The organism is Lichenicola sp. GTC18331, assembly GCF_055386855.1.
In genome coordinates this window covers 310,030-335,795 of record NZ_AP045015.1, presented here as the reverse complement: position 1 = coordinate 335,795, position 25,766 = coordinate 310,030, and the positions used below count along the sequence as shown (strand labels likewise).

Sequence of the window (25,766 nt, the reverse complement as noted above, 5' to 3'; positions counted from 1 at the left end):
ATAAACGGTCGCGTGCGATCCACGTCGCGGCGGCGACGCGTTCGCGTCACGCCTCGATCACCATGCCGTCATGCGCCGGTTCGAAGCCGCTCGGCAGGTTCTCGGTCATCCAGCGCCAGTCGAGATCGACGCCCATATGCGTCAGGATCGTGCGCCGGACGCCCAGTCTGCGTGACCAGTCCACGACCAGATCAAGCCATGCATGCGCCGGATGGGTGGTGCGCTGGAAGCAATCCACCAGCCAGGTATCGGTGCCCTGCAAGACCTGGTGGGCGAACTCGTCCAGATGCACCACGTCGGTGGAATAGCCGAACCGGCCGATACGGAAGCCGAGCGTGTCGGAACGGCCATGGCTCTGCTGGAACACGCGCATCTCCAGCCCCGCCACACGCACTGTCTCCCCCGCCTCGATCTCGCGCGGCAGCAGCACCGGGCGAAAGAACGATGGCGGCGTCCAGGGCAGGAACGCGTAGGCGAAGCGATGCGCCAGCTCGTCCAGCACCTCGCGCGTGGCGAAGGCCTCGATCGGACGGCCGAGAATGCGGTTCAGGCTGCGGACCTCGTCCAGGCCGGCGACGTGATCGGCATGGGCGTGGGTGTAGAACAGCGCGTCGACACGGCCGATGCGGTTGTCGAGAAGCTGGTTGCGCAGCTCCGGCGAGGTGTCGACCAGCAGGCGTTGCCCGTCATCCGCCTCGATCACGATGGAGGAGCGGCTGCGACGGTTGCGTGGCTCGTCCGGGTCGCACACGCCCCAGTCGCCGGCTCCGTCCGCTCCGCCCAGCATGGGTACGCCGGCAGAGCCGCCGCAGCCCAGCACCACCACTCTCATGCGGGCACCGTTTTCGAGAACAGGCGGTGGAAGTTGCACGTGGTCAGTTCGCCCAGCGCCTCCGGCGAGAGCCCGCGCGCGGCAGCCAGGACCGCGGCCGTATGCGCGACCAGGGCCGGCTCGTTGCGTTTTCCACGCCGGGGTACGGGCGCCAGATAGGGCGAGTCCGTTTCCACCAGGATGCGGTCTTCCGGCAGCGCGGCGGCAATGTCGCGCAACGCCTGCGACTTCGGAAAGGTGATGATGCCGGAGAACGAGATGGAGCCACCGAGCTCGATCGCCGCACGCGCCAGCTTCTCGCTTCCACTGAAGCAATGCAGCAGGAAGCGGAACGGCGCGCGCGCATGCTCCTCGCGCAACAGCGCCTCGGTGTTCTCGTCAGCTTCGCGCGTGTGGATCACCAGGGGCAGATCCGCCTTGCGGGCGGCGTCGAGATGGACGCGGAAGCTCTCCATCTGCAGAGGCCGCACCTTGGGTGCGCCGTGGAAATAGTCGAGCCCGGTTTCGCCGATCCCGACCACCTCCGGCGCCCGCGCCATCTCCACCAGCGTCTCGGCGGTGGGCAGCGTCTCCTCGCTCACATGGTCCGGATGGGTGCCGATCGTGCACCACACCGAGACATCGGCACGGCTTCTCGCCGCCAGGGCGCGCTGTTCCGGCGCGCGCGACAGGCGCGTGCCAATGGTGACCATGCCGGCGAGCCCGGCCTCCCGCGCGCGGTCGAGCAGATCGTCCAGCTCGTCGTCCCGGAAATGGTCCAGATGGCAGTGGCTGTCGATCAGCATCAGGCGGTCGCCGGTTCCTGGTAGCGCGGAAAGATGCCCTGCGGCGCCGGAAGCACGATTCCGTCGGCCAAAGGCGTGTCCAGAGACGCGAAATCGCGCGCCTCGGGCGGCACGCCGAGCTGGTCCAGCATCCTGGCCATGCTGTCGGGCATGAAGGGCTGCAGCACGGTGGCGACGTGACGCAGAACGTCCACCAGCACGCGCAGAACCGTGCCCATGCGCTCGGTGTCGCCCTGCTTCTTCAGCGTCCAGGGCGCCTGACGGTCGATGAAGCTGTTGGAGGCGCGGATCACCTTCCAGCATTCCTCCAGCGCCTCGTGCAGCGCCTGCCGGTCGATCATCGCCCCCATCGCCAGCGGCAGCGCTTGCGCCTGCTGCAAGAGCGCCTCGTCATCCTCGGTCAGCGACACCGCCGGCGGGAGAACGCCGCCGCAATTCCGCGCCACCTGAGACAAGGTGCGTTGCGCCAGATTGCCGAGATCGTTGGCCAGTTCCACGTTCAGGCGCGTGATCAGACCCTTGCGGCTCCAGTCGCCATCGCCGCCGAACGGCACCTCGCGCAGCATGAAGAAGCGCACCGGATCGACGCCGAATTCGTCGGCCAGGGCACGCGGCTCCACCACGTTGCCGATCGACTTGCTCATCTTCTCGCCATCGGCGGTCCACCAGCCGTTGGCGAACACGCGCTTCGGCAGTTCGATCCCGGCGGCCATGAGGAAGGCGGGCCAGAACACGGCGTGGAAGCGGATGATCTCCTTGCCCACCAGATGCAGATCGGCCGGCCAGAACTGCGCCATCCGCCCGGTCTCGTTCGGGTAGCCCAGCGCCGACAGGTAGTTCATCAGCGCGTCCCACCACACATACATGACGTGGTCGGCATCGCCCGGCACCGGCACGCCCCAGCGGAACGAGGTGCGGCTTATCGACAGGTCCTTCAGCCCCTGGCGCACGAAGCTCAGAACCTCGTTGCGGCGTCCGGCCGGGCCGATGAACTCCGGGTTGCGCTCGTAGAGTTCCAGCAGCCTGTCGGTCCAGTTCGACAGACGGAAGAAATAGGAGGGCTCCGTGACCCACTCCACCGGCGCGCCGGTCGGCGCCACGCGCACCCCGTCCGGGCGCACGGTCAGCTCGTCCGCGCCGTAGAACGCCTCGTCGCGGGTCGCGTACCAGCCCTCATAGGCGCCGAGATAGATGTGCCCGTCCGCGGCGAGACGGCGCCACAGCTCCTGGCAGGCGGCGATATGGCGCGGCTCGGTGGTGCGGATGAAGTCGTCGAACGAGACGTTCATGCGCACGGCCATGTCGCGGAAATCCGCCGCGACGCGGTCCACGAAGCCCTGCGGGTCGGTGCCGGAGGCGAGCGCCGCCTGTTCCACCTTCTGTCCGTGCTCGTCCGTGCCGGTGAGGAAGAACACGTCGAACCCGTCCAGGCGCTTCCAGCGCGCCATCACATCGGCAGCGACGGAGGTGTAGGCATGGCCGATATGCGGCGCGCCGTTCACGTAATAGATCGGGGTGGTGACGGTGAAGCTTCGGGTCATGGTTCGTCCAGCTCGCCCCGTGTCATCGCGCGGGGTGGAAATCGTTCAGCAGGGCCAGACCGGACAGCAGGGCCTGCCGTTTTTCCAGGTTGAATCGGTCCGTTTCGGTGCGCAAACGGCGAATCGCGCTCCAGACGGCAGTGGGGTCGCCCCCGCCGCACGCACCGGACCGCGCTTGCTCGCGCACGCGTCCCGATATGGCACCGCAAAGCAGGTCGAGAAAGGTTTCAAACCCGTTCTCGTGACGCAGAACAGCCTCCACCATCGCTTCGTCGCGCAGCGGATCGGGCTCGTGTCGCGCCATCAGCTCGGAAACCAGGGCGCCGAGCGCACCCACCTGCGCGCCGGCCAGGGAAACGGCCCGCCCGGGCGAACCGTCGGCGAGACCGGCCAGCGCGGTCCGCTCGCCCGGCGGCAGGTCCGGCAGCGCCGCGGCGAGCGCCTGCTCCATCTCGGCCGGGCTCAACGCGTCCAGACGCAAGGACCGGCAGCGTGACCGCACGGTCGGCAGCAGACGGCCGGGCACGCTGGACGCCAGCAGCATCACCGTGCGCGGCGGCGGCTCTTCCAGCACCTTCAACAGAGCGTTGGCGGCGGCGCGGTTCATGTGCTCCGCCTCGTCCAGCACCACGATGCGCCAGCCGCCTTCCGCCGGCGTTAGACGCAGGAACTCGGCGATCCGGCGGGTATCCTCCACCACGATCTCGGTGCGATACCGGTTCTTCTTTTCGTCGAAGGCGCGGCCGACGAGCAGCAGGTCGGCATGGGTGTTGGCCTCCACGCGCCGTCGCACCGGATTGTCCGGCGACACCGCCAGACCGTGCGTGTTCGGCTGTCCCGCCAGAAGCCAGGTGGCGAAACGACGCGCCAGGGTCGCCTTGCCGATCCCGGCCGGGCCGGTCAGCAGCCAGGCGTGATGCAGGCGCCCGGAGCGCGCGCCGTCGATCAGGGCGCGTTCCGCGGCCTCGTGTCCGATCAGACGCTCCGGCGCGGCGCTCATGAGCCGAGACGCCGTTGCACCTCGTCCAGCATGCGGGCGGACACAGCCTCCGGCGCATCGTCGGCGTGGATCCGCACCACGCGATTCGGCTCGGCTTCGGCGATGGCACGGAAGCCGGCGGAAACGCGGGCGTGAAACGCCTCGTCGAGACGCTCGTAGCGGTCCGGGCTGTCGCCGCGCGCCTGGAGACGGGCGCGGGCCAGATCGCGCGGCAGATCGAGCAGAAGGGTCAGGTCGGGCTGGCGATAGGAGGCTGCGGCGATGGCGCGAATGAAGCCGAGCACCGCCGGATCGCCCTCTGCCAGGCCGTAGCCCTGATAGGCCAGGGTGGAATCGCCGAACCGGTCGCACACCACCACCGCGCCCTCGGCCAGAGCGGGCAGAACGGTGCGCTCGAGATGGTCCAGGCGCGCCGCGACATGCAGCAGGATTTCCGAACGAAGGCACAACGCATGGTCGCCTCCGAGCAGGATCGCGCGCAGCGTTTCCGCGCCCGGAGAACCGCCGGGCTCGCGCGTCAGCAGGACGCGATGTCCGGCGCGTTCCAGCGAATCCGCCAGGAGGCGGCACTGGGTGGATTTGCCCGCCCCTTCGCCGCCTTCCAGGGTCAGAAAGAAACCGCTCAAGCGCGGCCCGCGAGATGGCCGAGCACGGCCACGGAGCGAGAGATCAGCCCCATGCGCGGCACGGCGGCGCCGGCCACGAGCGGGAGTTCGATCGGATCGACCGACGCCCCGGCGATGGTGATGGTGCCGACCTGCTGACCTGCCGCGATCGGCGCGGGCAACGGCGCCTGATAGTCGAGCGATACCTTGACCTTGTTCTGCCAGCCATGCGGCACGGTGACGGTCAGATCGCCGCCGGCCTGGAGCGGCACGGTCGGCGCCTCGCCCAGCCAGACCTTGGCTGTCTGCAGGTCCTGGCCCTTCTTCAACAGCGTCACGTTCTCGAAATTGGCGAACGCCCAGCCCAGCAGACGCTCGCCTTCCGACGCGCGCGCCTTGGAGCTGGGCAGACCGTTCACCACCACGGTGATGCGATGGCCGCCGTGATCGGAGGAAGCGCACAGGCCGAACCCGCCGGCATCGGTGTGGCCGGTCTTGAGACCGTCGGCCAGACCCTTGTCCACCAGCACGTTGCGGTTGCCCTGGCTGATGTTGTTGAAGCGGAAATCCTTCTCCGAGAAGAAGTGATAATATTCCGGGTAGTCGGCGATGATGTGGTGCGCCAGCGTGCCGATGTCGCGGGCGGACATGTAATGGTCGGGTGCAGGCCAGCCGGTGCAGTTCTCGAAATGGGTATTGGTCATGCCGAGCTTGGCGGCTTCCTGGTTCATCAGGGCGACGAACTGGTCCTCGGAACCGGAAATGCCCTCGGCCAGTACGATGCAGGCATCGTTGCCGGACTGGATCACCATGCCCTGGATGAGCTGGCTCACCGGAATGGACGACCCCAGAGGCACGAACATCTTCGAGCCCTGCATGCGCCAGGCCTTCTCGCTGACCGGCAAAGGCTGGTCGAGATGCAGGCGGCCCGATTTCAGCATGCTGAAGGTGATGTAGGCCGTCATCAGCTTGGTCAGGGACGAGGGCGGCATGCGCTCGTCGGCGGCCTTCTGCAGCAGCACCGTGCCGGTGTTGAAGTCCTGGATGAAGGCCCAGCGGGCTTCGGTGTCGAGCGGACCGACCGGGGTCTGCGCCGGACTGCCGGTCGCGGCGGTGGCCGTATCGCTGCCGGAATCGTCGTCGTCATCGCCGGACTTGGCCGGCTTCGCGGTCGTCTTGTGCGCCGGCGCGGCGCGGTGGGGGCGGGCCAAAGCGGCGCCGGACCAGAGGGCCAGGCTTCCGGCACCGGACAAAAACAGCCTTCTCAGCGGCACGGGCAACCCCTACTCGACGATGATGTGCGCCCCCGTTACCCCGCTATGGCGGGCCCGGTCCAGTGCCGCATCCGCTTCGGAAACCGACCGAAACGGACCTGCCCGCACGGTGAACACCGCCTGCCGTCCCGACCCGTCGCGCCTCGCCTCGCCGCCGATCGCGTCCGCCACCGTCCGGGCCGCACTTCCGGTCTCGAACCGCCCGCCATCGAGCCAGAGATCCCCCGGCATCACCGCGCCCTGTTGAACGCCCGACGGAATCGAGACCGGAGCCGAAGACGCCACGCCGGATGCGCCGCCGTCGACCACGCTCGCGGCGGGGCCGGCCGCACTGCCCGGCGGCCCCAGGCTCTGCTCGGTGACGGCGCCCACGGGCGCGGTGTCGATCGCCAGTTTCGGCGCCCCGGCCAGCGTGTTCTGTTCCTGCTGCGTCAGTCCCGCATCCAGCGTCACCGCCACAGGCGCCGGCACACCCGCGCGCATCCCGAGCGCCCGTGCCGCCGCGGGGCTGAGCGCGATCAGACGGCCCGGATCGTCCGGCCCGCGCCCGATCGCCCGCACATACACGATCCGTCCGGTCTCCAGATCGTGCACGCGCAACACGGAGGGCAGCGGCAGCGTCTGCACCGATGCCGTCATCGCATCGGGATCGAAGAGTTCGCCATCCGCGGCGGTCTCGCCGCGACGGTGCCCGTCGATCACCGCGAGTCCGGTGGTGTCGAAATTGTTCTGCTCGCGCGGATAGAACCAGGCCCCGTCCCGCCCCTGCCAGGCCGGTCCGACCACGTAATGCGCGACCGGAGCCGGTCGGGCCGGCGGCGCATGGTGCTGGCAACCGGACAAGGCGGTCGCTTCCGCCGCCAGGGTCGCCAGGAAAAGGGCGAGACCGGTCTTCACGCCGCGGCGTTGCCGATCAGGCCGACCGCGAGTGCGTAGTAGTCGGACGGGTTGTAGCGGCGGATGACGTTGAAGTTGTCGTAGACCATGAAGGCGTCGCCACCGGCGCCGTCGGGCATCAGCAGGGCGCCGCGAACGTCGTTCTCTGAGAACCGGCTGCCGTCCTCGCGACGCACGCCCATCTGTTCCCATTGGCCGAGGGTGCGGATCTTCTGACGGCCGGCTTGGGACGGGTCGATCGGCTGCGTGAGCGTGACCCGCTGCCCCCAGGGCTGGCCGGCGACCCAGCCGCACTTGCCCAGGTAGTTGGCGATGGAGGCGAAGCTGTCGAGTTTGCTGGTCCAGATGTCGGCCTGACCGCTGCCCTCGAACGGCACGGCGTAACGCAGATAGGAACTCGGCATGAACTGCGGCTGGCCCATCGCGCCGGCATAGGAGCCGAGCATGGCGGAGGGCGCGATGCCGCCGCGCCCGAGGATCTTGAGCGCGTTCATCAGCTCGGAGCGGAAGAACGCAGACCGCCTGCCATCGAAGGCGAGCGTGGCGAGCGCATCCACGACGCCGAACGTGCCGATCCGGGTGCCGAAATTCGATTCCAGCCCCCAGATGCCGATCACGGCGCGCGGATCGACCCGGAACCGATCCCAGAGCTCGGTAAGCTGGGGGAGATTCTGTTGATAGGCTTCGGCGGCGTGTTGCAGGCGGGTCGGGCCGATGACCCGGTCGCGATATTGCGCCCAGGTCAGGGTGAATTCGGGCTGGTGGCGGTCGAGTTGCAGCACCTTGGCGTTGGGTGTGTTGAGGGCCAGCGCCTGATCGAGGATCGCGGCGCTGATGCCGGTGCGGAGCGCATCCGCGCGCACACCGTTCAGGAAGGCGGCGTAGGAGCCGCCCGCGGAGGGCCTCGGCGCGGCATGGCGGACAGCCGCGTGCGGCTTCGCCAGGGCGGACAGGCCGGGGGCCAAGGAAGCACCGGCGCCGAGCAGCGAACCGGCAAAAACGCGACGTGAGATCATACGACAAGGGATGCCACAGCGCGGGGGCGACAACAACGCGCCGCCTTCGGTTCAGGACCGCGGCCGTTCCCGCTGAGGCGTTGCACCTTCGGCGACGAGATGTGTGTGCACGATCCGATACAGCGCGTGCGCCGCCGGCATCAGCGTTTCGTGGGCGCGACGGACGAGCGACAAGGTGCGGCTCAGGATCGGCTCTTCCAGACGCAACTCGCGCAGCGCCGGATCGCCGATCGTCGCGGAGGCGCTCGGCAGAATGGCGACGCCCGTTCCCGTGCGCGCCAGGGCGAGAGCGCTCGCCACGCTTTCCACCGTGAAACGGCCTTTCGTGGCGAGGCCGGAACGCTCCAGTTGCGCTTCGACCGGACGACGGTTGCCGCTCGCGCCGCCCAGCGTGATCAGATCGAGCCCGGCGAGATCGGACCAGCGCAGCGCTTCCGCATCGGGACGTTCCGCCAACGGATGCGTCCGGGCGCAGACCGCCACGAACGGGTCGTCGCGCAATACCTCCTCGACGAGGTCGGGATGCGTGCCGGAGCGGACATGGATACCGAATGCCGCATGACCGTCCAGCACGGCCTGCGTCACCAGCGATCCGGTCCGCTCCAGGACCTGCACCCGGTTGTGCGGATGCGAAGCGGCATAGGCGTGCAGCGCGGCGGGGAGCTGATGCAGCGCCACCGATTGCAGCGTGGCCAGCGTGACGTCGCCCATCTCCAGCCGCGAGGTGGTGCGTAAACGGTGCAGCCCGGTCGTGAGATCTTCCACCAGCCGCGTCGCCAGCGGCAGGAAATCCTGCCCCGCCGGGGTCAGCCCCGTGGACCGGGTGGTTCGGTTCAGCAGACGGACGCCGACGAATCCTTCCAGTGTCTGGATACGCCGGCTCAGTGCGGTCTGGCTGACGTTCAGCGCCTCCGCCGCCCGGCGGAAGCTGCCGAGCGACGCGATGCGAACGAAAGCCTGGATGCCGTCGATCGGGATATTCATGCTGGAATCGCCATAATCGCTGCAATCATTGCGTTATGCGCCGAGGAAGACGGCCGGTAAATCCCGTTGCACGAGACCGCGCAGGAACGCGGCGCCGACCGGGAGAACCACCATGAACAGTCGAGCCGCGGCGCAGGCCGGCGATCTGCGACCGGATGCCGCGCGCGCCGCCTGGTTTCGGCTGATGCGGATCAGGCTCGGCGTGGTGCCGTTGCCGGTGCATCTGCTGCTGCTCGCGCTGGTGATCTGCTTGTCCGCGCTGCATCGGATCAACGGCGACCTCACGCTGATGATCGCGATCCTGGCCGCGGGCGGTTATAGCTGCGGCGAGATCGGCCGGCATATCCCGTTGCTGAACCGCATCGGCGGCGGTTCGCTCGCCACCATCTTCGTGCCGTCCTTCCTGATCGCGCACGGAATGCTGCCGCGCGATCTGGTGACGCATGTCGCGGCGTTCAGCCGGACGACCAGCTTCATTTATCTGTTCATCGCCGCGGTCGTCGGCGGTTCCATCCTGTGCATGGATCGCCTTACGCTGGTGTCCGGCTTCGTGCGGATCGCGCTTCCGCTCGCCGCCGGGTCGGTAGCCGCCGTTCTGGCCGCAGGGCTCGTGGGCGCGATGCTGGGCATCGGCTTCGCGCATGCCATCCTGTTCGTGGCCGTGCCGGTCATGGCCGGCGGTGTGGGTGAAGGCGCGATCCCGCTCGCGGTCGGCTATGCGCAGGTTGCCGGCGTGGACCGGGGGGCGATGATCGGCCAGATCCTGCCTCTGGTCTTCTTCGGCAATCTGATCGCCATGCTGATTTGCGGCGTGCTGGACCAGTTGGGCCGGCTACGGCCCGCCCTGACCGGCAATGGCCGCTTGCAGCGCGGACCCGTCGCGCCCCGCGTCCACGCAAACGGTCTGCCGGCCGCTCTGCATGCTCCCACCACCGGGATCGACATCGCCACCGTCGCCGCCGGGGGCATCACCGCCGTCATGCTGTATTGCGCCGGCATGCTCGCCTTCGCCCTGACCGGGCTGCCGAGTCCCGTCGCCATGCTGCTGCTCTCGGTCGGCGCCAAACTGCTCGACATCGTGCCGCCCGAGATCGAGGAAGGCGCCCGGGTGGTGTCGCGCTTCTTCGTGATCGCCGTCACCTACCCGCTCCTGTTCGCCACCGCCGTCGCCTTCACCCCGTGGTCGGCGCTGATCGCCGCGTTCCATCCGGCGATCCTGGCCACGGTGATCGCCACGGTGGCGGCGCTGGTCGGCGCCGGTTTCCTGACGGCCAGGCTGGCCGGGCTGCACCCGATCGACACCGCGATCGTCAATGCCTGCCACAGCGGGCTCGGCGGAACCGGCGACGTGATGATCCTCACCGCTTCCAACAGGCTCGAACTGATGCCGTTCGCGCAGGTCGCCACCCGGATCGGAGGCGCCGCCACCGTGATGCTGGCTCTCGTCGCCATGGCCCATCTGCACGTGCGCTGAGCCGAAAGGATACCGAAATCATGATGATGCGCAGCAAGCTTTTCGTTCCGGCATCGCGTCCGGACCTGTTCGGCAAGGCGCTCCGCTCCAAAGCAGACGCGTTGTCGTTCGATCTGGAGGACGCGGTGGCGCCAGACCGAAAGGACGAAGCGCGCGCCGATCTGGCCGATCTGCTCCGCAGCGACGCGGCGTTGGAGAGCACCGCCCGTCTGGTCGCCCGCGTCAATCCGGTCGGAAGCCCCCAGTTCGAGGCGGATATCGCGGCGGTCGCGTGCCGGCGGCTCGATCTGCTGAACCTGCCCAAGGTGGAGGACGCCAGGTCCGTCCGACGCGCGGCGTCGCTGCTCGACCGATACGACCCGGACCGGCGCATTGGCCTTCTGCTGACGATCGAGACGCCGCGCGGGCTTCGCCGGGCCGCGGCGCTCGCCGCTTCCCATCCGCGCGTGCGTGCCCTCCAGGCCGGTTATGCCGATCTGCTCGAGCCAGCGGGAATCGATCGCATGGACCAGACGGCGCTCGGCAGCCTGCGGCTCGTTCTCCGTCTGGCCGCGGCCGAAGCCGGCCTTCCGGCCTTCGACGCCGCCTTCCCCGGCCTGGACGATACGGATGGCTATCGTGCCGAATGCGAGGCGGCGCGACGCTGCGGGTTCAGCGGAAAATCCTGCGTGCATCCCCGGCAGATCGCGGTCGCCAATGCCGTCTTCAGCCCTGATGACGCCGAGATCGCGCGTGCGCGTGCGATCCTCGCCGCCGTGGATCGCGTCGGCGGCGGCGGTGCGATCCGGCTGGAGGGGACGATGGTTGATGCGCCGTTCGTCGCTCGCGCCCGCGCCGTGATCGCCCTGGCAGAAACTCTGGGCGAACGGACCGTGCGGGAGAACCTGGCGTGAGCGCGCTGCATCGCCGGGACTATCGGCCGGATGCAGGTGGGCCGCTGAACGGCGTGCGGGTGTTGGACCTGTCCCGCCTTTTCGCCGGCAACTGCCTGACCCAGATCCTGGGCGATTTCGGCGCCGAAATCATCAAGGTCGAGCCCCCGGAAGGCGACTCCCTTCGCGCCTGGACCACGGCCGGGGTCGACACGCACTGGAAGATCTATGCACGCAACAAGAAGAGCCTGTGCCTGTCGCTACGCGATCCCCGCGCGATCGCGCTGTTGAAGCGGCTGGTGCCGAGCGCTTCCATCCTGGTGGAAAGTTTCCGCCCCGGCGTTCTGGAAGCGATGGGGCTCGGTCCGGATGTGCTGCTGGCCCTGAACCCGCGGCTGGTGGTGGTCCGGATTTCAGGCTGGGGGCAAACCGGGCCGTACGCCGGCCAGCCCGGATTCGGGACGGTGATCGAGGGGTTCTCCGGGTTCGCCGCCATGAACGGGTTCGCCGATCGCGAGCCGGTGCTGCCGCCGATGTATCTGGCCGACGGTGTGGCCGGGCTCTACGGCGCGTCGGCGGCGATGATCGCACTGCGGGCGGCAGAGGGCGACAACGGCGTCGGGCAGGTGATCGATTTGCCTTTGCTCGACCCGCTCGTGGCGATCCTGAGCCCTCAGGCAGCGAATTACCGCCTTACCGGTGAAACGCGCCAGCGTACCGGAAGCAGGTCCGGCAACTCGGCGCCGCGCAATGTTTATCGGTGCGCGGACGGACTCTATGTCTCGCTTTCCGGATCGATCCAGAGCATGGCGCGGCGGCTCTTCCTGGCGATCGGGCGCCCGGAGTTGATCGACGATCCGCGTTTCCGCAGCAATGCGGATCGGCTCCGAAACGTCGTCGCGCTCGACGCGATCATCGGCGATTTCATCGTTGAGATGACCCAGGACGAGGCGGTGTGCTTCTTTCGGGCACGCTCGATCACGGTCGGTCCGATCTACGATGCGTCGCAGCTTCTGCACGATTCACACGTGCAGGAACGCGAGATCCTTGCCGACTATCCGGATCCAGACATGGAGATGCTGCCGATGCACGCGGTGGTGCCGCGCCTGTCAGACACACCGGGCTCGATCCGCAGCCCGGCGCCGCGGCTCGGCGAACATGGCGAGGCGATCCTGGCCGAACTCGGTGTTGTCGGCTCCGAGCGGTGCCGGCTGATCGAGGATGGTGTGGTGGTTCTGCCGCAGACAAACGCTCCACGCGCGTCATCGACGTTGGAGCGCGCCTGAGTCCCGGGTGCCGGCTGCCGGTTATGCGGCAGCGATCGGCTCTTGAGGGCGGCCTCAGCCGCCACGCTTTCACGCGTTCGGCGACCGTCCCTCGCGGGCGCCGTACAGCACGTAATGCAGGAACGGGTTCATGCGCGATGCGACCACGTCTGCATAACGCGCCAGATAGCCGCTGGTGGAGAAGAACGGGTTCGGGTCGCGACCTTCGCGGGCGCCGTCGTCGAAATAATGGCGGATCGGGTCGACACCCGCCAGGGCGACGTCGGGATATTGGGTCCGGTACCAGTCGGGATCGAACAGAAGGGTCTCGACCGAGGGTACGACTGCCGGCGGTTTGGTCTCGCCCGGATCGGTGCCGACCTTCTTTCGGCCGCGCGGCGATAGCGCGCGCGTCGGCATGATCGTGACGACCGGCGTGGCGTCTCCTGCGGCCTGCTTCCTGCGCGATGACGGCTTCGGCCCCGCGGCCGTGGTGGCGGCCTCGGTCGGCTCGGACGATGGCGTTGCTTTTCCGGTGCTCCGGGCGCGCGAGGGCGACTTCAAAGGGGCTTGCACGTCGTTCCTGAACCGATCCGTTATCGTGAGGTTTTCGTCGTAACAGATCGCTCCCGTCCGGTCAGCAGGAAAGCGGCGGCGCAACCCCAGCGCCATACGAACGTTGCCGCCTCTTCACAGAACGGACCGGACGATGGCTGAGATTCCGACCCGCAGGCGGAAGATCCTCAAACGGAGTGGGATCGGCGCCGGGGTATTCGTTCTGCTGATCGTGATCCTGATCCTGCTGTGGAGCTGGGACTGGTTCATTCCCCTCGTGGAGTCGCGTGCCAGCGCCGCCATCGGCCGGAACGTGACCATCGCTCATCTGCATGTGCGCCTCGGGCGGATCACCCGCATCGTAGCGGACGACGTCGCCGTCGACGGCACCAAGCAGTTCCCCGACAAGCTGGCGACAGTGAAGGCGCTGGAGATCGCGGTGGAGGTGCTGCCTCTGATCCGCCACCGCGAGATCGTGATCCCGCTGATCGACGTCCACCAGCCCGTCGTGCGCGTGCTGGGCGACAAGGACGGCAACAACAATTTCACCTTCTCGTCGGGTTCCTCGGGCAAAAGCGACACGCGCGACAGCAGCCCCGGTCCGCAGCTCGGCGTGCTGAAGATCGAGGACGGCCACATCCATGTGGACGATCCGAAGTTCAAGGCGCTGGCCGATATCGACGTCGAGACCCGCGACGCGCCGGACCCGTTCGTGAAGCCTTTGCCGAAGAACCAGGGCGAGATCGTCGCAAACGGCAAGGGACGCTATGCCGGACAGCCGGTGACGCTGCGCTTCGTTGGCGGCGCCATCCTGTCGCTGCGTGATAAGACACGCCCCTATCCGATCGATTTGCAGCTCGCCAACGGTCCCACCCATGTGGCGCTGAAAGGCACGATCGAGCAGCCGCTGACCTTCGGCGGAGCGAAGCTTAGCCTCAATTTCGCCGGTCCGGACATGTCGCTGCTGTATCCGCTAACCGGCGTGCCAATCCCGCAAACGCCACCCTACAAGATCACCGGCAATTTCGACTATTCGAAGACGCTGGTGGCGTTCCGCGACTTCGAAGGCAAGGTCGGCAACAGCGACCTCGATGGCACCATCAGCGCCGTGCCGGACAAAGTGCCGACCATCACCGCTGATCTGCATTCGCGCAATGTCGATCTGGCCGATCTCGGCGGTTTTGTGGGCTCCAAGGATCCTGGCAAGGCGAACACCAAGACGGCGCAGCAGAAGAAGGCAAGCGTGGACAAGTCCGCCAGTGTCCTGCCGGACACGCCGATCAACGTGCCAAAGGTGAACGCCGCCAACATCCATTTGACCTATCACGGCAATCATATCGAGAACCGAGACGTCCCGCTGGACAACATCGCGGCGCAGCTGAACATCGACAACGGCGTGATCGATCTGAAGCAGCTCGATTTCAAAGTCGGCAGCGGCCGCATCGTCTCGGCGGTGTCGATCGATCCGTCCAACGGCATGCGCACGAAGGCTCACGCGGATTTCGACCATCTCGATCTTTCGCGTCTGATGCAGGCGACGCATGCCTTCCATGGCCAGGGCATCCTGGGTGGCAAGGCGGATCTGGTGAGCAACGGCAACTCGGTCGCCAAGATCATGGCGAACGGAAGCGGCGGTCTGACGCTGGTGATGTCCGGCGGCGGCGATATCAGCGCGCTTCTGCCCGATCTGGCCGGATTGCAGATCGGCAAGGCGATCCTGTCGGCGATCGGTCTGCCGGATCGGACCCCGGTTCAGTGCTTCGTGGCCGACCTTCCGCTGAAAAACGGCATCATGTCGACGGACGCGTTCCTGTTGCAGACCGGCGAGGCCAGGACGGTTGGTCGGGGCACGGTGGATTTCCGCAACCAGACCATCGACTACTCCCTGACCACCCGTTCGACGCATTTCAGCATCGGCTCCCTGCCGGGTCCGATCAACATCACCGGCAAGCTGAACAGCCCGTCGATCGCACCGGGAGCCGAGGTCGTGGCGCGCGCGGGCGCCGCCACTGCCCTCGGCGTGGTTCTGCCGCCTTTGGCTATTCTGCCGACGGTGCAGTTCGGTGTCGGCGAAGCCGAAGCATGCCGCGCCGCCCTGACCGACGTGCGCGAGCATCCGGCCGCGCATGGCCAGGCGAAGGCGCCGGCGCGCGCCGTGCGACATCCCCGGCATTGATCCCGGACGCCGCCGCTTTGTTTCAGTGCAATGCGGCGGTGCAAGCCGAGGATGGAAACCGATCCGGTTTCGTCCTATCCCCTGCTCCGCCGACAATCCCGTCGCCAACCGGAGTTCGTTCATGCCCCAGGGCCATGGCATCGCGCCTCGGGGCTTCGCGGCTCTTCCCGACGCGATCGGCGCGACGCCGAACCGCCCGGCGTGATCTCCGTTTCCGCCCTGCTGAAGGCTGCGGGCGCGCACCCCCTGTTCCAGGCGATCTCAATCATCGTCGGCACCTTCATCCTGGAGGATGCCGCGACGGTGCTGGCTGCGATGCAGGTGCAGGACGGAAAGATCGCGTGGTGGACTGCGCTGATCGCGCTCTATATCGGCATCGTGGTCGGGGATATCGGGCTCTACGGCTCCGGCCGTCTCGCGGCGATGTGGCCCTGGGCCCGGCGTCTCATCCCCGAGCAGGACCGGACCCGTGGACGCGAATGGATCGAGCGGCACGTGTTCCGTGTGGTGTTCGTGAGCCGGTTCGTGCCGGGCGCGCGACTGCCGACCTACACCTCCTGCGGCTATCTCCATGCCCGATTCGCGACGTTTGCTCTCGCGGCGATCCTGGCGACGTCGGTGTGGACCACCGCCTTGTTCGAACTGTCTCGCCATGTCGGGCAGATGCTGATCGACCACCTGGGCGCCTGGCGCTGGGCCGGCGCCGCGGTGTTCGCCCTGGTGGTGGTGCTGGTCGGGCGTCTGGCGATCCGTCTGCGCGGCGGCGCACAGCATAACGGAAATCATCCATGAACGTCATGACCGTGGAGCGGCCCGCCCGCGCTGCCGTGCCGATCTCCTCATTCGAGTTCTGGCCCGGCTGGCTGTTCTACATTCCCGTCGTTTCCTACTGGCTGTGGCTCGGGCTGCGCTTTCGCGGTTTCACCCTTCCTACCGCCGCCAATCCGCACGTCGAGACCGGCGGGCTGTGCGGGGAAAGCAAGAGCTCGATCCTGGACCAGGCCGGCCCGGAGGCGGCCGCCTGGATCGCGCCTTATGTGCGGATGACCACGGGCGAGGACGATCTGGCACGCGCGCAGGCATTGCTGTCCGGCGCCAGCCTGTCGCTGCCGGTGGTCGTGAAGCCGGATATCGGCTGCAACGGCACCGGCATCCGACGTGCGGACAGTGTGGAGGCTTTGTCCGCTGCCCTGGCGGCGTTTCCACGCGGCGTGGTGATCCTGCTGCAGGAGCTGATTCCGTTCGAGGGTGAGGCCGGCATCTTCTATGTGCGCCATCCCGATCAGCGGACCGGTCGTGTCACCTCGCTGACGCTGAAGATCGCGCCAAGCATCGTCGGCGACGGGGTGTCGACGATCCGGGAACTGGTTCTGGCCGACGAGCGCTCCGGGCGGGTTCCGGACATCTATCTGCCGCGTCTGGCCGGTCGACAGGACGAGGTCCTGCCGGCCGGAGTTGGTATGACGCTGGTCTTCGCCGGCAATCACTGCAAGGGATCGATCTTCCTAGATGGGCACCGGGACATCACCGATGCCCTGACACGCCGGATCGACGCGATCATGCGGGATATTCCTGATTTCCATTTCGGCCGGATCGACGTGAAATTCCGTTCCCTCGCCTCGCTCAGGGCAGGCGAGGATTTCGGCATCATCGAGATCAATGGGGTCGGGTCGGAGGCGACCCATATCTGGGATTCCACGACGACGCTGGCCAAGGCCTATCGCGACCAACTCTGGCACTACAGGCAGGCCTTCGAGATCGGTGCGGCCATGCGGCGCCGTGGCGCCCGGCCGACGGGCCCGCTTGCATTGTTGGCAGCCTGGCGCAACCAGCGCCGGCTGATGCGGTCCTATCCGCTGAACGACTGAAGCGCGGTCGAAGCGTGGCGCAGCAATAGTTCGCCACGCCGACCGGTTTATTGTGCCTTGCACAATAAATATTCCTGACGGCGAGTAGCGCAGCGCCTCCGGCGTCGGCCGCGCGACCAAACCCTTGTGCAGCCCCGCACGACTGCTTGCGGGATCACCGATGTTGGACAAGATCGTATCAGTTCCGGCTCAAAAAATGGCCTATCGCCGTTTGGCCGCCGGGTTTTAGATGCCGGTCATTCCCGAGTGACTTCGCCCGGGTCGGGATTCCGATGCTGATGACCGCCAGCCCACGCACCAACCTCAGACGCGGCGACACGCCTGCCTCCGCGCGCGAACTGCCGGCGATCTACGAGTTGATCCGGCCGGAGCCGAACGAGAGCTTCCGTTGGCACCGGCACGATTTCCCCTCGCCCCTGGCGTGCTGGAACCGCCATCCCGAATACGAGCTGCATCTGATCGCCACGGGGTCCGGACAGGCGATGGTGGGCGACCATGTCGGCGCCTACCAGCCACGCCAGCTCGTGCTGATCGGCCCCAACCTGCCGCATGCCTGGGTGAGCCACCTGCAACCGGGCGAGACTGTCCCCGGCCGGGACGTGGTGTTGCAGTTCACCGGCGAATGGATCGGCGGGCTGATGACGCTGTGTGCGGAGTTGTCGCCGCTGACGGCCTTGCTGGAGGCCTCCGCGAACGGGGTGGAATTCACCGGCGAGATCGCCCTGCGGCTGGGCAAGGCGCTCGAGGCGATGGGCGCCCTGACCGGCATGAGCCGTCTCGCGGCCTGCATCGACCTATTCGCCGGCCTGGCCGCGGCGCCGTTCCGCACGTTGGCGATCAACCAGCAGGAGCAGATGAGCGGTCCACAGATGCGCCGCATGGATGCCGCGATCCGTTGCCTGCTCGCGGCCCCGCCGGAAGCGCTGGACTCCGAACGGGCACGCAAGCTGACGGGGTTGAGCCCGGCCGCTTTCTCGCGCCAGTTCCGTGCGGCTACTGGCGACACCTTCACCGCCTTCATCCAGAAACTCCGCGTGAGCCATGCCTGCCAGCTGCTGGTGAGCGGCCATCTGCCGATCACCGACGTGGCGGTGCAGTCCGGCTTCGCCAACCTGTCGAACTTCAACCGCATTTTCTTGCGTCTGCGCGGCATGACCCCACGCGATTATCGCCACCGTGCCCGCCGTATCGCCGATTTGCGGGTGTCTGCTTCTTTCCTGCCCGGGGCGACCGCTTCGCCCGTTCCGGCTCATTGAAGGATTTTGCGCGCATGTCGTCCAACGCTCTGCCCGAACGTTTCTCCCTACATGGCCGGCGCGCCGTCGTGACTGGCGCATCACGCGGGCTGGGAGCGACCATCTGCCAGGTTCTGGCCCAGGCCGGGGCGGACATCGTCGCCGTCGGACGCGATCGCGGCGCGCTGGAGGAGACCGCGGTGCTGGTGCGCGAGGCCGGGCGGCGTGTGCTGGTGGTGCCGGCCGATCTGGCAGACCCCGATGCGGCCGAAACCGTCGCGCGCGCCGTGGACGCCGAATGGGACGGCGCCGATATTCTGGTGAACAATGCCGGCATCACCATGCCGAGGCCGCTGGTGGATCAGACCGTGGCGGAGTGGGACGCGATCCTGAACGTCAATCTGCGCGCTGCGTGGTTGATGGCGCGCGCGTTGGCACCGGGAATGATCGCGCGGCGCTGGGGCAAGATCGTGAACATCTCGTCGCAGGCGAGCGAGATCGCCCTACCCGACCATGGCGCCTATGTCGCCTCCAAGGCCGGTCTGAACGGGCTGACCAAGGTGATGACCGCGGAATGGGCGCCGCACAACATCCAGAGCAACAGCATCTGTCCGACGGTCGTCTGGACGGAGATGGGCGAAAAGGTGTGGAGCCAGGGCGACAAGCTCAAGGACTTCCTGGCCAAGGTGCCGGCCGGACGGGTGGCGACGCCGGAAGAAGTGGCCGATCTGGTGTTGTTCCTGTCGGCGCCGGCGTCGGGAATGGTGACCGGACAATCGATCTTCGTGGATGGGGGCTACACCGCTCTCTAGAACCGAACAGCAGCGGAAGCGGGACGAAAGATCCTGCTCCGCACAACGACAATCACATGGGAGAGAAACGAATGACCTACGCCAAGTCCGCCCTGGCGGCCCTTTTCTGCGCCTCCGCCCTGGCCGGCGGTTCGGTGTCCGCGCATGCCGCCGCGCCGCTGGTGATCGGCGTGTCGTTCCAGGAAATGAACAACCCGTATTTCGTCACCATGAAGAATGCGATCACCGATGCGGCGCGCACCATCGGCGCCAAGCTGATCGTCAGCGACGCGCATCACGACGTGTCGAAGCAGGTGAGCGACATCGAGGACATGGTTCAACAGGGCGCGCAAGTGATCATCATCAACCCGACCGACAGCGCCGGCGTCGCGAACGTGGTACAGTCCGTGCACGACAAGCACATTCCGATCGTCTCGGTGGATGCGCAGGCCTCCGGTCCGATCGACGGCTTCGTCGGCTCCAAGAACTACGACGCCGGCGTGCTGGCCTGCACCAAGCTCGGCGACACCATCAAGACTGGCAATGTCGGGATCATCGACGGCATTCCCGTGGTGCCGATCCTGGAGCGCGTGAAGGGATGCAAGGCGGCGCTGGCGAAGTTCCCGGGCATCAAGATCGTGAGCACGCAGAACGGACGTCAGGAGCGCGACCAGGCGCTGACGGTGACGGAGAACATGCTGCAGGCCAATCCGGATCTGAAGGGCATCTTCAGCGTGAACGATAACGGTTCGCTCGGCGCGCTTTCGGCGATCGAATCCAGCGGCAAGGATGTGAAGCTGGTCAGCGTGGACGGTGCGCCAGACGCGGTGGCGGCGATCGCCAAGCCGGGATCGAAGTTCATCGCCACGGCGGCGCAATTCCCGCGCGAAGAAATCCGCATGGCGCTGGCGATGGCGCTGGCGAAGCTGTGGGGTGCCAAGATCCCTGCCGTCACGCCGGTCGACGTGGCGCTGGTGGATGCGCAGAACGCCAAGACCTTCTCCTGGTGAGTTGAGGCGCGAAGGAGCGTTCGCGATGGACGCGATCCCCGATGCCCCTCTGTTGCTGGCCCTAGATGGCGTGACCAAGGGGTTCCCGGGCGTGCAGGCGCTGAAGGGCGTCTCGCTGGAGCTGGCGCGTGGAGAGATCCACGCGCTGCTAGGCGAGAACGGTGCGGGTAAATCGACGATCATCAAGATCATCGGCGGCATCCAGCACCAGGATGAGGGGCGCATCCTGCTCGACGGGCGGGAGATGCGGTTCAACTCCTATCGCGACGCCATCGCGGTGGGTATCGGCATCGTGTTCCAGGAATTCAGTCTGGTTCCCGATCTCGATGCTGTGGACAACATCTTTCTCGGACGTGAAACGCGTTCACGCCTCGGCCTGTCTCGCAAGGCGGAGATGCGCGCGCGCTCGGCGGAACTGATGCGCCGTCTGGGGATCGTGGTCGATCTGGATTGTCCGGTCGGTCGTCTCTCGGTCGCCGATCAGCAATTCGTCGAGATCGCCAAGGCGTTGAGCCTGGATGCGCGCATCCTGATCCTCGACGAGCCGACCGCGACGTTGACGCCGTCGGAAGCGGAGCATCTGTTCCGTGTCATGCGGCAGTTGCGTGCCGACGGCATCGGCATGTTCTTCGTGTCCCACCATCTCGACGAGATCTTCGAGATCTGCGACCGGATCACCGTGCTTCGCGACGGACGCAATGTCGGTCTCGTCAGGACCTCCGAGACCGACATGGACGGTCTGGTGGAGATGATGGTCGGGCGACGCCTGGAGGCGAGCTTCCCGCCCCGGCCTGAAACGTCGCCGAGTGAGATCGTGCTGGAAGCCGATGGATTGCGCATCCGCGACGGCGCCCCGGAAAGCGGCTTCGTGCTGCATCGCGGCGAGATCTTCGGTTTTGCGGGTCTGGTCGGTTCCGGCCGCACCGAAACCGCCCTGGCGTTGATCGGTGCGATCCCGTGCCGTGGCAAGCGCGTGCGGATCGACGGCCATGCGGTGAAGCTGGACGACCCGGCGGCGGCGCTGGCGCAGGGGATCGGTCTGTTGCCGGAGAACCGCAAGACGCAAGGGCTGATGCTGGGGTTCTCGATCCGCGAAAACGTGTCGATCAACAATCTGAACAAATATACCAGCCGCGCGGGCATCATCGACCGCAAGAAGGAGCGGCTGACCACGCGCGATCTGATGCAACAAATCAGGATCAAGGCGCCCTCCGACGAGACGATGAGTTTGACCCTGTCCGGCGGCAATCAGCAGAAAGTGGTGATCGCGCGCTGGCTGAACCGGCGCAGCCGCATCCTGATCTTCGACGAGCCGACCCGTGGCATCGACGTGGGCGCGAAGGCCGAGATCTACCGCCTGATGCGCGCGCTCGCCGACGAGGGCTGTTCCATCATCATGATTTCCTCCGAACTGCCCGAGATCGTCGGCCTGTGCGACCGCGTCGCCGTGTTCCGGCGTGGCGCGATCGCCGCCACCTTGTCGGGCGATTCCATCAACCCCGAAGAGGTGATGCGACATGCCACCGCAGGGAGCGACCAGCATGCCGGACACTCTTGACGCGAGGCCGGGCGGCCAGATCCTCGCCAATCTGCGGCAATCTCCCGCCTTCCTGCCGGCGATCGGCCTAGTGGTCGTGTCGCTGTGCATGGTGCTGATGAACGATCGCTTCGTCTCGCTCGGCAATCTGGAGAATGTTGGACGGCAGGTTTCGATCAACGCCGTGATCTCGGTGGGCATGACGTTCGCCATTCTCACCGGCGGCATCGATCTTTCGGTGGGCTCGGTGATGGCGCTGTCCGGCACGGTGGTGGCCGGATTGTTCGCGTCGGGCTTTCCCGGGGTGGTGGCGATCGGCGGCGGCTTGCTGGTGGGCGCTCTGTTCGGGCTTTGCAATGGGCTCGTGATCGCGCGCCTGGCGATGCCGCCGATCATCGTCACGCTGGCATCCATGAGCATCGCGCGCGGTCTTGGCCTGATGTATACGGGCGGCTACCCGATCGCCGGGCTGCCGAATTGGTTCGCGGGACTGGGGCGTAGCGCCGTGCTGGGCATCCAGACGCCGATCCTGGTGATGATCGCGACCTATGTCGTGGCTTACGTGGTGCTCCAGCGTATGCCCGTCGGGCGCTACATCTATGCCATCGGCAGCAACGAGGACGCGGTCCGCCTCTCCGGCATCGATGCCCGTCGATACAAGGTTCTCGTTTATCTGATCAGCGGTCTGACGGCCGCGATCGCCGGCATCGTGCTGACCGCGCGCCTGATGAGCGGGCAGCCGAACGCCGGAACCGGGTTCGAGCTCGACGCCATCGCCGCCGTGGTTCTGGGCGGAGCGGCGATCTCCGGCGGCCGTGGCTCGATCGTCGGCACGCTGGTCGGCGCGTTGCTGCTGGGCGTGCTGAACAACGGCCTCAATCTCATGAACGTCTCGCCCTACGTCCAGAACGTGGTGAAGGGCGCGATCATCCTGCTTGCCATCTTCATCAGCCGCCAGCGCCGTCAGGTGCGGTGAGGCTGCGAGACAGAAGAAAGAAAAGACCATGACGGAATCGTTGAAGAACAAGATCGTCGCCATCACCGGCGGCGCGTCAGGGATCGGCCTTGCCACGGCGAAGGTGCTGATCGCGCAGGGTGCCACCGTGTATCTGCTGGACCGCGACGAGGCGACCATGTCGTCCGTCGCCGCCGAGATCGGCGCCCATGGCATCGTGGTCGATCTGTTCGATTACCCGTCGATCGACCGGGCGGTGGAGCAGATCGTGACCGAACGAGGTCGGCTCGACATCCTGCACGCCAATGCGGGCGCCTATGTCGGCGGCAATGTCTGGGAAGGCGATCCGGATCGCTGGGACCCGATGCTGCATCTGAACATCAACGCCGCGTTCCGTACGGTGCGCGCGGTGTTGCCGCAGATGATGAAGCAGGGTTCGGGCGACATCGTGGTGACCAGCTCGATCGCCGGCGTGGTGCCGGTGATGGTGGAGCCGGTCTACACCGCCTCCAAGCATGCCGTGCAAGCTTTCGTGCATACGGTACGCCGCCAGATGGCGCCGCATGGCATCCGCGTCGGTGCGGTGCTGCCCGGCCCGGTCGTGACGCCGCTGCTGAAGGACTGGGACCCGAAGCGTCTGGAGGCCGAGATCGCCGCCGGCGGGATGATGGAGCCGAACGACGTGGCCGAGGCGGTGGCCTTCATGTTGAGCCGTCGTCGGGGCACCGTGGTGCGCGATCTGGTGCTGTTGCCGCACGCCTTTGATATGTGACGGAAGGGGGCCGGTTCGCCGGCCCCTGCCCTCGTGCCGCCCCGGTCAGCAGCCGGTGGCGGCGCCACCGTTGCCGAAGATGTAACGGCTGACCTGATCCTCGAGGCTGACCGCCTCGCAGGTATCGGTGAGCACGCCATCGGCCTTCATGCGCTGCCTGGAATGGCCGGGCTCGATCATCAGCGCGTTCGCGGCCGTCAGCCCGGGGCTGCCGATCGACAGCCGGGAGTCCATGGGCAGGTGGATCGACTGGTCGATCCGGAACCGCACGTGCGACACCATGGCCTGCGTGTCCAGGGTGATGGCGGTGACGGCACCGACCGGAACGCCGGCGATCAGCACGTCTGCCCCTGCGGACAAACCGTTGGAGGACAGGAAGGTGGCTTCCAACGGATAGGTATGGCCGCGGTCCGGGTGAGCCACGCTGGCGGCATAGCCGTAGAAGCCGAGCGTGACGGCCAGCACCCCGCAACTTGCCAGGACCGAAGCGACCCCGTGACGGCGTCGGGTGGGCGCGCGCTTGGCGGGTGCTGTGGTGGCGATCATGCCGATTGCTCTAGCGACTCCCGCGCAGGAGCGTCAATCGCGTCCCCCAAGCTTGCTCCTGTCAGCGTAATACGGCACCACATCAAGCAGAAGCTGCAGGACCTTGGAATGACGACGATTCAGGCGCTGATCATGGCCATCCTGCAAGGGGTGACCGAGCTGTTCCCGATCAGCAGCCTCGGCCATGCCGTGATCCTGCCGGCTCTGCTGCACTGGTCGCTGGACGAGCGGGCGATCACCTTCCTACCGTTCCTGGCCATGCTGCATGTCGGCACCGCGACCGCCTTGTTCGCGTATTTCTGGCGCGACTGGGTGGCGTTGCTGACCGGGGCCGTGGGGGCTGCCGACCGCCTGCGCGTGGGCGAGAGCCGCTACATCCTGTTCCTGATCGTGATCGCCACCGTGCCGGCTCTGGTGGTGGGCAAGCTGCTGGAACATCCGCTCCGGGCCTTGTTCGGAACGCCGGTGATGGCGGCGGGATTCCTGGTGATCAACGGGCTGATCCTGTTGTTCGCGGACCGGCTGCGGTCGCGCCTGCCGGAAGAGGCCGACCGGCCGATCGCCTCGCTGTCGATCGCCGATGCGCTGTGGATCGGCTGCTGGCAATGCCTGGCTTTCCTGCCCGGCATCTCGCGCTCTGGCGCCACCATGACCGGCGGCCTGCTGCGTGGCGTGAGCCATGAAACGGCGGCCCGGTTCTCGTTCCTGATCGCCCTGCCGGTGATCCTGGCCGCGACGGCGAACCAGTTGCTCGCGCTGCACAAGAACCACATCCCGTTCAGCGCCATGGGCTCGGCGGTGACCGGAGCCGTGGTGGCAGGCATCACGGCGTTTCTCTCCACGGCGTTCCTGATGCGGTATTTCCGCAACCACGAGAACTGGGCGCTGCGCCCGTTCGCGCTCTACAGCGTCGCGGCCGGCATTCTTGCGATCGTGGCGCTGCATTATGCGTAAGCAAGCGGCCCTTCTGGGCGCCCTTCTCGTCGCCGCCGCGCCGGTTTTCGCCGCGACGCCGCACCACGCACACAAGCACATCGCCGCTACCGCGCCAGCGCACCATCCCCGCGCCAATCTGGCGGTGGAACCGGTGTCGCGCATGAGCGAGCCCTGGTGGCGCGCCCGGTTCGAGGCGAAGCAGGCCGAACTGGCCGCACGTCATCCCGCACTGCTCTGGATCGGCGATTCCATCACCCAGAACTGGGAGAACGATGGACCGCAACCGTTCCGGCGCTTTCTGCCGATCTGGCAGCGCTTCTATGGCGACCGCAACGCGGTGGATCTCGGCTTCAAGGGCGACAGCACCTGCCATCTGCTCTGGCGGATCGACCATGGCGAGCTGGACGGCATCGCGCCGCGCGGCGTGGTTCTGCTGATCGGCGCCAACAATTTCGGCCATGTTCACACGGACGCGGCACAGACCTATGCCGGCATCGTCGCGGTCGTGGATCGCATCCATGCCAAGCTGCCGAATACGAAGATCCTGCTGCTGGGTGTTCTGCCGTCGATCCGGTCGGCCTGGGTGACGGAGAATACCGACGCGGTGAACCGGATGATGGCGTCCGAGATCCGCAACGGGCGCCCCTATCTGACCTATCGCGATGTGGGCGATCTGTTCCGCGAGAACGGCAAGGTGCAGGCGTCGGACTTCATCGACCCGCTGCTGACACCGCCCGATCCGCCTTTGCATCCGACCCCGGCGATGCAGGAGCGCATCGCGGCCGCGATCGAGCCGGACGTCGCCGCCATGCTGGGCGATACGCCGCATCATTGAACGAT

The 25,766-nt window shown here is 67.0% G+C and carries 26 protein-coding genes; 15 read left to right on the top strand and 11 right to left on the bottom strand.

Annotated features, from left to right (window positions below; translation table 11 throughout):
• Nucleotides 1-46 precede the first annotated feature (46 nt).
• The 9 genes from ACZ5BM_RS01600 to ACZ5BM_RS01560 are packed head-to-tail and all read right to left on the bottom strand — an operon-like array spanning nucleotide 47 to nucleotide 8,934.
• A complete protein-coding gene (locus ACZ5BM_RS01600) occupies nucleotides 47-832 on the bottom strand; it encodes an MBL fold metallo-hydrolase (RefSeq protein ID WP_498909595.1) in 786 nt (261 codons plus the stop codon).
• On the bottom strand, nucleotides 829-1,617 hold the full coding sequence (locus ACZ5BM_RS01595; RefSeq protein WP_498909594.1) for a TatD family hydrolase: 789 nt from the start codon (nucleotides 1,615-1,617) through the stop codon (nucleotides 829-831). Before ACZ5BM_RS01595 ends, ACZ5BM_RS01600 begins: the two co-directional genes overlap by 4 nt.
• Nucleotides 1,617-3,158, bottom strand: coding sequence for a methionine--tRNA ligase (metG, locus tag ACZ5BM_RS01590; protein ID WP_498909593.1), 1,542 nt, complete (start codon nucleotides 3,156-3,158; stop codon nucleotides 1,617-1,619). Before metG ends, ACZ5BM_RS01595 begins: the two co-directional genes overlap by 1 nt.
• Before the next feature lie 22 nt (nucleotides 3,159-3,180).
• Complete coding sequence (locus tag ACZ5BM_RS01585; RefSeq protein WP_498909592.1) at nucleotides 3,181-4,158, bottom strand: DNA polymerase III subunit delta'; 978 nt, start codon at nucleotides 4,156-4,158, stop codon at nucleotides 3,181-3,183.
• Nucleotides 4,155-4,784 (bottom strand): dTMP kinase, encoded by a 630-nt coding sequence (gene tmk, locus ACZ5BM_RS01580; RefSeq protein ID WP_498909591.1) that lies wholly within the window; start codon nucleotides 4,782-4,784, stop codon nucleotides 4,155-4,157. Before tmk ends, ACZ5BM_RS01585 begins: the two co-directional genes overlap by 4 nt.
• Complete coding sequence (locus ACZ5BM_RS01575) at nucleotides 4,781-6,043, bottom strand: D-alanyl-D-alanine carboxypeptidase family protein (protein ID WP_498909590.1); 1,263 nt, start codon at nucleotides 6,041-6,043, stop codon at nucleotides 4,781-4,783. The genes tmk and ACZ5BM_RS01575 overlap by 4 nt, the downstream gene beginning before the upstream one ends.
• Nucleotides 6,044-6,046: 3 nt before the next feature.
• Nucleotides 6,047-6,934, bottom strand: a complete 888-nt coding sequence (locus ACZ5BM_RS01570; protein ID WP_498909589.1) for a septal ring lytic transglycosylase RlpA family protein — start codon at nucleotides 6,932-6,934, stop codon at nucleotides 6,047-6,049.
• A complete protein-coding gene (locus ACZ5BM_RS01565; RefSeq protein ID WP_498909588.1) occupies nucleotides 6,931-7,950 on the bottom strand; it encodes a lytic murein transglycosylase in 1,020 nt (339 codons plus the stop codon). The genes ACZ5BM_RS01570 and ACZ5BM_RS01565 overlap by 4 nt, the downstream gene beginning before the upstream one ends.
• A gap of 51 nt (nucleotides 7,951-8,001) precedes the next feature.
• On the bottom strand, nucleotides 8,002-8,934 hold the full coding sequence (locus ACZ5BM_RS01560; RefSeq protein WP_498909587.1) for a LysR family transcriptional regulator: 933 nt from the start codon (nucleotides 8,932-8,934) through the stop codon (nucleotides 8,002-8,004).
• Nucleotides 8,935-9,046: 112 nt separating this feature from the next.
• On the opposite strand from ACZ5BM_RS01560, the gene ACZ5BM_RS01555 reads away from it, so the two are divergent.
• Genes ACZ5BM_RS01555 through ACZ5BM_RS01545 form a run of 3 tightly spaced genes read left to right on the top strand, consistent with a single transcriptional unit; the run spans nucleotide 9,047 to nucleotide 12,566 of the window.
• Nucleotides 9,047-10,408 (top strand): 2-hydroxycarboxylate transporter family protein, encoded by a 1,362-nt coding sequence (locus tag ACZ5BM_RS01555; protein ID WP_498909586.1) that lies wholly within the window; start codon nucleotides 9,047-9,049, stop codon nucleotides 10,406-10,408.
• Between the two features lie 20 nt (nucleotides 10,409-10,428).
• Entirely contained in the window at nucleotides 10,429-11,301 is an 873-nt protein-coding gene (locus ACZ5BM_RS01550; RefSeq protein ID WP_498909585.1) for an HpcH/HpaI aldolase/citrate lyase family protein, read from the top strand.
• Nucleotides 11,298-12,566, top strand: coding sequence for a CaiB/BaiF CoA transferase family protein (locus ACZ5BM_RS01545; protein ID WP_498909584.1), 1,269 nt, complete (start codon nucleotides 11,298-11,300; stop codon nucleotides 12,564-12,566). Before ACZ5BM_RS01550 ends, ACZ5BM_RS01545 begins: the two co-directional genes overlap by 4 nt.
• Before the next feature lie 69 nt (nucleotides 12,567-12,635).
• Here ACZ5BM_RS01545 and ACZ5BM_RS01540 read toward each other — a convergent pair whose 3' ends face one another.
• Nucleotides 12,636-12,965, bottom strand: a complete 330-nt coding sequence (locus ACZ5BM_RS01540; protein ID WP_498909583.1) for a hypothetical protein — start codon at nucleotides 12,963-12,965, stop codon at nucleotides 12,636-12,638.
• On the opposite strand from ACZ5BM_RS01540, the gene ACZ5BM_RS01535 reads away from it, so the two are divergent.
• From ACZ5BM_RS01535 to ACZ5BM_RS01490, 10 genes are all read left to right on the top strand, one after another.
• Nucleotides 12,964-13,164, top strand: a complete 201-nt coding sequence (locus ACZ5BM_RS01535; RefSeq protein ID WP_498909582.1) for a hypothetical protein — start codon at nucleotides 12,964-12,966, stop codon at nucleotides 13,162-13,164. The genes ACZ5BM_RS01540 and ACZ5BM_RS01535 overlap by 2 nt on opposite strands.
• 90 nt (nucleotides 13,165-13,254) lie before the next feature.
• The gene (locus ACZ5BM_RS01530) at nucleotides 13,255-15,276 is read left to right on the top strand and encodes an AsmA family protein (RefSeq protein ID WP_498909581.1); all 2,022 of its coding nucleotides are present in this window, start codon (nucleotides 13,255-13,257) and stop codon (nucleotides 15,274-15,276) included.
• Between the two features lie 201 nt (nucleotides 15,277-15,477).
• Nucleotides 15,478-16,068 carry a DedA family protein gene (locus ACZ5BM_RS01525; protein WP_498909580.1) on the top strand — a complete coding sequence of 197 codons (591 nt, stop codon included), beginning with the start codon at nucleotides 15,478-15,480 and terminating at the stop codon, nucleotides 16,066-16,068.
• On the top strand, nucleotides 16,065-17,144 hold the full coding sequence (locus tag ACZ5BM_RS01520; RefSeq protein WP_498909579.1) for a D-alanine--D-alanine ligase: 1,080 nt from the start codon (nucleotides 16,065-16,067) through the stop codon (nucleotides 17,142-17,144). The genes ACZ5BM_RS01525 and ACZ5BM_RS01520 overlap by 4 nt, the downstream gene beginning before the upstream one ends.
• A 278-nt stretch (nucleotides 17,145-17,422) precedes the next feature.
• On the top strand, nucleotides 17,423-18,400 hold the full coding sequence (locus tag ACZ5BM_RS01515; protein WP_498909578.1) for an AraC family transcriptional regulator: 978 nt from the start codon (nucleotides 17,423-17,425) through the stop codon (nucleotides 18,398-18,400).
• Nucleotides 18,401-18,414: 14 nt separating this feature from the next.
• Complete coding sequence (locus ACZ5BM_RS01510) at nucleotides 18,415-19,191, top strand: SDR family NAD(P)-dependent oxidoreductase (protein WP_498909577.1); 777 nt, start codon at nucleotides 18,415-18,417, stop codon at nucleotides 19,189-19,191.
• Nucleotides 19,192-19,262: 71 nt separating this feature from the next.
• Entirely contained in the window at nucleotides 19,263-20,180 is a 918-nt protein-coding gene (locus ACZ5BM_RS01505; protein WP_498909576.1) for a type 1 periplasmic-binding domain-containing protein, read from the top strand.
• Nucleotides 20,181-20,205: 25 nt separating this feature from the next.
• Entirely contained in the window at nucleotides 20,206-21,738 is a 1,533-nt protein-coding gene (locus tag ACZ5BM_RS01500; RefSeq protein ID WP_498909575.1) for a sugar ABC transporter ATP-binding protein, read from the top strand.
• A complete protein-coding gene (locus ACZ5BM_RS01495; protein WP_498909574.1) occupies nucleotides 21,722-22,693 on the top strand; it encodes an ABC transporter permease in 972 nt (323 codons plus the stop codon). The genes ACZ5BM_RS01500 and ACZ5BM_RS01495 overlap by 17 nt, the downstream gene beginning before the upstream one ends.
• A gap of 28 nt (nucleotides 22,694-22,721) precedes the next feature.
• Nucleotides 22,722-23,444: an SDR family oxidoreductase gene (locus tag ACZ5BM_RS01490; protein WP_498909573.1), complete on the top strand. Its 723-nt coding sequence runs from the start codon at nucleotides 22,722-22,724 to the stop codon at nucleotides 23,442-23,444.
• A gap of 45 nt (nucleotides 23,445-23,489) precedes the next feature.
• On the opposite strand, the gene ACZ5BM_RS01485 is transcribed toward ACZ5BM_RS01490, so the two are convergent.
• Nucleotides 23,490-23,990, bottom strand: coding sequence for an MlaD family protein (locus tag ACZ5BM_RS01485; RefSeq protein ID WP_498909571.1), 501 nt, complete (start codon nucleotides 23,988-23,990; stop codon nucleotides 23,490-23,492).
• Between the two features lie 108 nt (nucleotides 23,991-24,098).
• Here ACZ5BM_RS01485 and ACZ5BM_RS01480 point away from each other — a divergent pair, with 108 nt between their 5' ends.
• Nucleotides 24,099-24,944, top strand: a complete 846-nt coding sequence (locus ACZ5BM_RS01480) for an undecaprenyl-diphosphate phosphatase (protein WP_498909570.1) — start codon at nucleotides 24,099-24,101, stop codon at nucleotides 24,942-24,944.
• Nucleotides 24,937-25,761 (top strand): SGNH/GDSL hydrolase family protein, encoded by an 825-nt coding sequence (locus ACZ5BM_RS01475; RefSeq protein WP_498909569.1) that lies wholly within the window; start codon nucleotides 24,937-24,939, stop codon nucleotides 25,759-25,761. Before ACZ5BM_RS01480 ends, ACZ5BM_RS01475 begins: the two co-directional genes overlap by 8 nt.
• Nucleotides 25,762-25,766 lie beyond the last annotated feature (5 nt).